The following is a 6066-nucleotide window of genomic DNA, read 5'->3' on the forward strand; positions in this document are numbered from 1 at the left end:
GAAATCATAAATCCCAAAATTTTACGCAAAGAGGGCGAGATAATCTATCAAGAAGGCTGCCTTAGCGTGCCGGGATACTACGAGGACGTAAAAAGAGCCGAGTTTATAACGCTAGAGTATCAAGACCGCTTCGGACAGCACCAAGAGCTCGAGGCAGACGGGCTTTTATCGGTTGCCATCCAGCACGAGATGGATCACCTAGACGGACACCTTTTTATCGAGCGCATCGGCTACAACAAACGCAAAAAATTTGACAAAGAGTATAAAAAGCAAAAAAACGCATGAAAGCCCTAAAATGCGCCACTTATAACGACGAATTACGGCTTGTGGACGTCGAGTCCAGTTTTAACCGCGGTTTGCCCGCACTTAATATCGTAGGTCTTGCGGGCGCCTCGATAAAAGAGAGCGCCGAGCGCGTAAAATCAGCACTTTTATCGTTAAACTTCTCTTTCCCGGCACAAAAAATCATCATAAATTTATCCCCATCTGATATGCCAAAATCAGGCAGTCACTTCGACCTGCCCATCGCGCTTTTAATCGCTTTGCAAAAAGAGCGCGATTTCGAGCCTATTTTTGCATTCGGCGAGTTGGGGCTAGACGGCGGCGTAAAAAGTACGGCGAGCCTTTTTTCTATCTTACTTTTTTTGAGTGCGAAAGCGCCGGGTTCTCGCGTGCTGATCCCGCAAGAGATAGCACAAAAAGCGGGCGCGATACCGAATTTAGAAATTTACGCCGTTTCAAATTTAGCCGAAGCGATCAAATTTTTCCTAGAGCCCGAATTTACCGCCTCGTGCAAGGTCGGCGCCGTTCATCCGCTTTTTTCAAATTTGATCAAAATCGGCGAAAAAAGCTTCGTAAAAAATCAAAATTTCGAGCTAAATTTTAGCGACGTTAAAGGCCAGAGTAGGGCAAAAAGAGCCTGTCTGGTGGCTGCTTGCGGTATGCATAATATTATCTTTGAAGGAAGCCCCGGATGCGGCAAGAGCATGAGCGCCAAGCGCCTGAGATACATTTTGCCGCCGCAAAGTTTGGATGAGATTTTACTCAGCTGCGCTTATAGCTCGCTAAATCAGCAGGAGAGCGAATTTTCCGCCCTTCGCGCCTTTCGTTCGCCTCATCACACGAGTACGCGCAGCTCGATATTTGGCGGCGGATCGAGCTCGGCTAGGATCGGCGAGGTCGGGCTAGCTAACGGCGGGATTTTATTTTTTGACGAACTTCCGCACTTTGCGCCGCAAATTTTAGAGAGCCTGCGCGAGCCGCTTGAGGACCACAAAATCAACATCTCGCGCGTGAATTCAAAAATCACGTATGAGACTAAATTTATGTTCGTAGCCGCGATGAATCCTTGCCCTTGCGGCAATCTGCTCTCCAAAAATCTAGAATGCAAATGCTCGGAACTTGAAATCAAGCGCTATAAATCGCGCATCTCCGCGCCTGTGCTTGACCGCATCGACCTTCACGTACAGATGGACGAGGTGGCCGCGAGCGACAAGAGTGACGTAACGAGCGAAGCGATGTGGCAAACCGTGCTGCGCGTGTTTGAGACGCAAATTTCGCGCGCTCAAAGCGAGCTAAACGGCAAGCTCGGCGACGAAGAGATAGCTAAATTTTGCATTTGCGACGACGAGGCTAGCGGCGTGCTAGATAATGCAACGCAGAGATTTTCGCTCAGTCGCCGCGCTATCAATAAAACCCTAAAAGTCGCCCGCACGATCGCCGACATCGAGGGCTCGCGCATCATCAAAAAGCCGCATATTTTGGAGGCTTTGAGCTACCGAGTGAAGCAGGAGGGCGCATGAAAAAGCTATTTTGGGATACGGCGGAGCTTGACGCTAGAGCCGTGAGCGAGTTTGGTCTTAGCACCGAAGCGTTGATGCAAAACGCCGCTAACGCGTTAGCTAACGCCGTACGAAGTAAGTTCAAAAAATCATCGACCAAACGCCGTAAAATTTTAGGCGTCATCGGTAGCGGAAATAACGGTGCAGACGTGCTTGCAGCACTTCGGCTTTTGCAAGGCAAATTTGATTGTTTTGCGTTGTTGGCGAGCGACAAACAAAACGAAACCTCAAAAACAGAGCTAACTAGGGCGCTAAAATGCGGCGTAAATTTGATCTCAAATTTGACGGAAAGCGGCGAATTTGACTGCATCATCGATGGGATTTTCGGAACCGGACTTAGCCGCGAGCTAAACGAACGAACGATAAATTTGATAAATCTACTAAACGCAAAACCCGGCTACAAGCTCGCCTGCGACATCCCAAGCGGACTTGATAAAAACGGTTTGTCGCAAGGAGCGGTTTTTAGGGCTGACACGACCGTGACCATGGGCGCGCTAAAGCTAGCGCTTTATAGCGACTTTGCAAAGGATTTCGTCGGGCGCGTGAAGGTTGCAAATTTGGGCTTCTCGTGCGAGCTTTACGAGACAGGGACGAGCTTTTATAAGCTTGGCAAGAGCGATTTAAATTTGCCGTTTCGCACTAAGCAAAGCGCTAACAAGGGCGACTTTGGGCACGTGTTTGTCGTTAGCGGCGAAAAGGGCGGAGCGGCGCGTATAGCGGGACTTGCTGCACTAACTATGGGCGCGGGACTTGTTAGCGTCATAGGTGAAAATTTAAACATTGAGCCTATTTTAATGCAAAGCGCCTGCATAACGCCAAAAATGCGAGTAGGAGCCGTCGGCATGGGGCTTGGCGAGCTTAGCGAGGCGCAAAAAGACGAGCTTTTTAGCGAGCTAAAAACAAAAGACGCGCTCGTTATCGACGCCGATCTTTGCTACGAGCCGCGCACGCTTAAGCTTTTAAACAACGAAAAAGTTGTGATAACGCCGCATCCAAAGGAGTTTGCGGGCTTGCTGGAGCTTGCAAATCTGGGCAAATTTGACGCTGGCGAAGTACAAAAAAACCGCTTTAAACTCGCTCAAATTTTTAGCCGAAATTTTAAATGCGTGCTTGTTTTAAAGGGTGCAAATACGCTAATCGCGCAAGGCGGCGAGGTATACGTCATGACGCACGGTAGCGCCGCGCTCGCAAAAGGCGGTAGCGGAGACGCGCTAAGCGGTATCATCGCGGGACTACTCGCTCAGGGTTATAGCCCGCTAAATGCCGCGATCTCGGGTACGTTAGCTCACGCGTTAGCCGTCCGCGAAATCAAAATCAACGACTACGCGCTCACGGCCGCGGACGTCATCAAAGGACTCAAATGCTTACGAAAAAAATAGCGGTTTTATTTAGCGGCGGCGGCTCGAATTTAGAGGCGATTTTAGAGAGGCTGCACGGTAAGGTTTTTGGCCAAACTAAGATCGAAGTCGCGCTAGCGCTAACAAATAAAGCTAACGCCGGCGGCATCGCAAAAGCCGCGAAATACGGCCTAAAAAGCGTCGTTATCGAGCACGTTAATTTTGCATCGCGCGAGGAATTTGACGCCGCGGTCGTCCAGGAAATAAAACGCGCTAACGTAGATCTAACCGTGCTTGCGGGTTTTATGCGCATCCTTACGCCCGTTTTTACAAGGCAAGTTCGCGCTATAAATTTGCACCCGTCGTTGCTGCCGCTTTTTAAGGGCGCGCACGCGATAAAAGAGAGCTTTGAGAGCGATATGAAGGTGGGCGGCGTGAGCGTGCACTGGGTTAGCGAGGAGCTAGACGGCGGCAAAATCATCGCTCAGCGAGCATTTGAAAAGAGTGCGGGAATGAGTCTTGAGAATTTTGAAGCCAAAATCCACGCGATCGAGCATGAAATTTTACCTGAAACTATCGTACAAATTTTGACGGGCAAAGAGTAAAATTTCGCGTCTAAATTTGAGTCAAATTTATGATTTTTGCGAAGCAGGGCATAAATTTAGTCAAATTTCGACTTGTAAATTTCAAATTTTCGCACCTGTTTTTTTATTCTGCGTCAAATTTAAGAATGCAAATTTGCGAAATCGTCGCGCGTTACAAATTTTGCTTGGCGGTTAAAACATCAAAAACGTTAAATTTGGCCGATTTTGCTCTAATGCAGTACTTTTGCGCTGCTTGCCAAAATTAAAAATCAAATTTGGCGGCGGGTGTTTGCGCTAAATTTAATCCCGAAATACGTCTGTAAATTGATCGTAAATCGCCTTCCTGCTCGAAAATTTTGCCAAAAACCGTAAATTTGAAGCAGTAAATTTACAAAGCGTGCACTCCGGATAAGACGATGTAAATTTGACCGGCTTTGCGCATCGCTCAAAGCTAAAACAAATTTACGTCTTTGAATGCAAATTTATCTCAAAAGTCGCAACGAAAATTTATCCAAAGTATCAGGCGCCTAAAAACAGGTTTATGGGAGTCGCGCGAATAGCAAAAGCAAGCGCTAAATTTTGAAATTTGAAGGCCATAAAGCAAGATAAATTGCGGTAATAAAACGAGCGAAATATTTAAAATCTACAGACGACGTTGCGTCAAATTTAAAACCAAAAAGCAAAAGGAAATTCAAAAAGAAAGAGGCGGAGAATCTCCGCCAAAAAATAAAATTATTCGGCTTTAAATCCGCCGCCAAACGCCTTATAGACATCCACGACCGAGTCGATGAGGCTCAAATTCGCCGCGATAACTTGCAGTCTAACCGAAAGCAGGTTGCGCTGCGCGTCGAGTAGCTCCAGATGCCCGGTGTAGCCCTCCTCGAACTGATCCTTGGCTAGCTTATAGATTTTTTCTTGCGAGTGCAGGAGCTCTTTGACCTGATTTAGCGTTAGTTTGGCGTTTTTGCGATTATTTAGTGCGTCTCTAACCTCGCCAAGAGCCTTTTTGATTGCAGCTTCATAGGCTACGGCCGCGATTTGCTCGTTGGTTTCGGCGATGCGGACGTTGTTTTTGGTTCTGCCGTAGTCGAAAATTTTCTGCACCAAAGATCCGCCTATGCTCCACGTGTTTGCGTTGCTGATAAAGATATTTTCAAAATCCACGCTAGAAAATCCAAAAAGCCCCGTTAGCGAGATGGACGGTAGATAGTCGGCCTTTGCGACGCCGATTAGCGCGTTGGTGGCGTTTAGATCGGCGTATGCTTTAGCTACGTCGCTCCTTCGCAGTAGTATGTCCGCACTCACGCCAGCACTCACTTCAGGCTCTTTAGGTAGCATTTTAGCGCTCTGCACGGCGCCGCTTAGGATCTCGTCGTTTGATTTGCCCGTTAGTATCGCTACGGACGTTAGAGCCTGAGATAGCGAGGTTTGCACCTCTAGTAGGCTTACTTTTGCGCTTTCGACGGCGGCTTTGCTTTGTAGATAGGTCGTCTCGTTTATGCCGCCTAGATCAAGCTGCGTTTTGCGAAGCGCTAGCGTCTCCTCGTAGGTTTTTAGCGTGTCTTTTAGTACGGCTTCGCGCATATTTAGAGCCACGAGCGCGAAGTAGCTTTTAGCCACGCTAGAGCTTATGCTAAGGCGCGCGGTGGCGTAGTCGAGCTTGGTCGCGTTTAGACTGGCTTTAGCCGACTCGACGCTGTTTCGCACTCTGCCCCACAGATCTATCTCGTAGCTAAGGCCTAAATTTACCTCAGAGTTTCGGTAGCGCGTCTGAGGCTGCTTGGTGTAGGTCTCGCCGCTACTTTTTGCTTTGGTGTAGCCGACGTTTAAATTTACGCTAGGAAAAAGATCGGCCTCCGAGATGCCTAGACTAGCGGCCGCTTTTTGTAAATTTAAATAAGCTGTGCGAAGGTCGGTGTTTTTTTCTAGCGCGCTAGCTACGAGGGCGTTTAGATTTTCGTCGCCAAATTCCTTCCACCACTCGTCTTTTATGTCGCTAGTTTCAAATTTATACGTAGATTCAAATTTCGTATCGACCTCGGGGATCTCGGGTCGAAACGAGCAGCCGGCTAAAAATAGCGCCGCGGCTAAAGTTAAAATTTTATACATTTTTGATCTCCTGTGCTCCGCTTGGTTTTTTGTCCCAGACTTTGTTGTTTAGTTTTTCTAGCAGATAGTAAAACATCGGTATGAAAAATATCGCTATCGTAGTGGCCGCTATCATGCCGCCGATCACGCCCGTGCCTAGCGAGTGGCGAGACGCGGCGCCAGCGCCCGTGCTGATAACCATCGGAAAAACGCCCA

6 protein-coding genes are annotated in these 6066 nt (G+C 48.1%); 4 read left to right on the forward strand and 2 right to left on the reverse strand.

Features of this window, described 5'->3' with window-relative positions; all coding sequences use genetic code 11:
* From def to purN, 4 genes are all read left to right on the forward strand, one after another.
* On the forward strand, nt 1-285 hold a 285-nt coding region (gene def / locus Q0314_RS08330), incomplete at its 5' end, for a peptide deformylase (protein WP_298058189.1).
* Entirely contained in the window at nt 282-1802 is a 1521-nt protein-coding gene (locus Q0314_RS08335) for a YifB family Mg chelatase-like AAA ATPase (RefSeq protein WP_298058191.1), read from the forward strand. The genes def and Q0314_RS08335, both read left to right, overlap by 4 nt.
* Nucleotides 1799-3220 (forward strand): NAD(P)H-hydrate epimerase, encoded by a 1422-nt coding sequence (locus Q0314_RS08340; RefSeq protein WP_298058192.1) that lies wholly within the window; start codon nt 1799-1801, stop codon nt 3218-3220. The genes Q0314_RS08335 and Q0314_RS08340 overlap by 4 nt, the downstream gene beginning before the upstream one ends.
* Nucleotides 3202-3783 carry a phosphoribosylglycinamide formyltransferase gene (gene purN / locus Q0314_RS08345; RefSeq protein WP_298058193.1) on the forward strand — a complete coding sequence of 194 codons (582 nt, stop codon included), beginning with the start codon at nt 3202-3204 and terminating at the stop codon, nt 3781-3783. Before Q0314_RS08340 ends, purN begins: the two co-directional genes overlap by 19 nt.
* A gap of 711 nt (nt 3784-4494) precedes the next feature.
* On the opposite strand, the gene Q0314_RS08350 is transcribed toward purN, so the two are convergent.
* Nucleotides 4495-5871 (reverse strand): efflux transporter outer membrane subunit, encoded by a 1377-nt coding sequence (locus Q0314_RS08350; RefSeq protein WP_298058195.1) that lies wholly within the window; start codon nt 5869-5871, stop codon nt 4495-4497.
* The coding region (locus Q0314_RS08355; protein WP_298058196.1) for an efflux RND transporter permease subunit at nt 5864-6066 on the reverse strand (203 nt) is incomplete at its 5' end. The genes Q0314_RS08350 and Q0314_RS08355, both read right to left, overlap by 8 nt.

The sequence above is a fragment of the uncultured Campylobacter sp. genome (assembly GCF_938040115.1).
GTDB lineage: Bacteria > Campylobacterota > Campylobacteria > Campylobacterales > Campylobacteraceae > Campylobacter_A.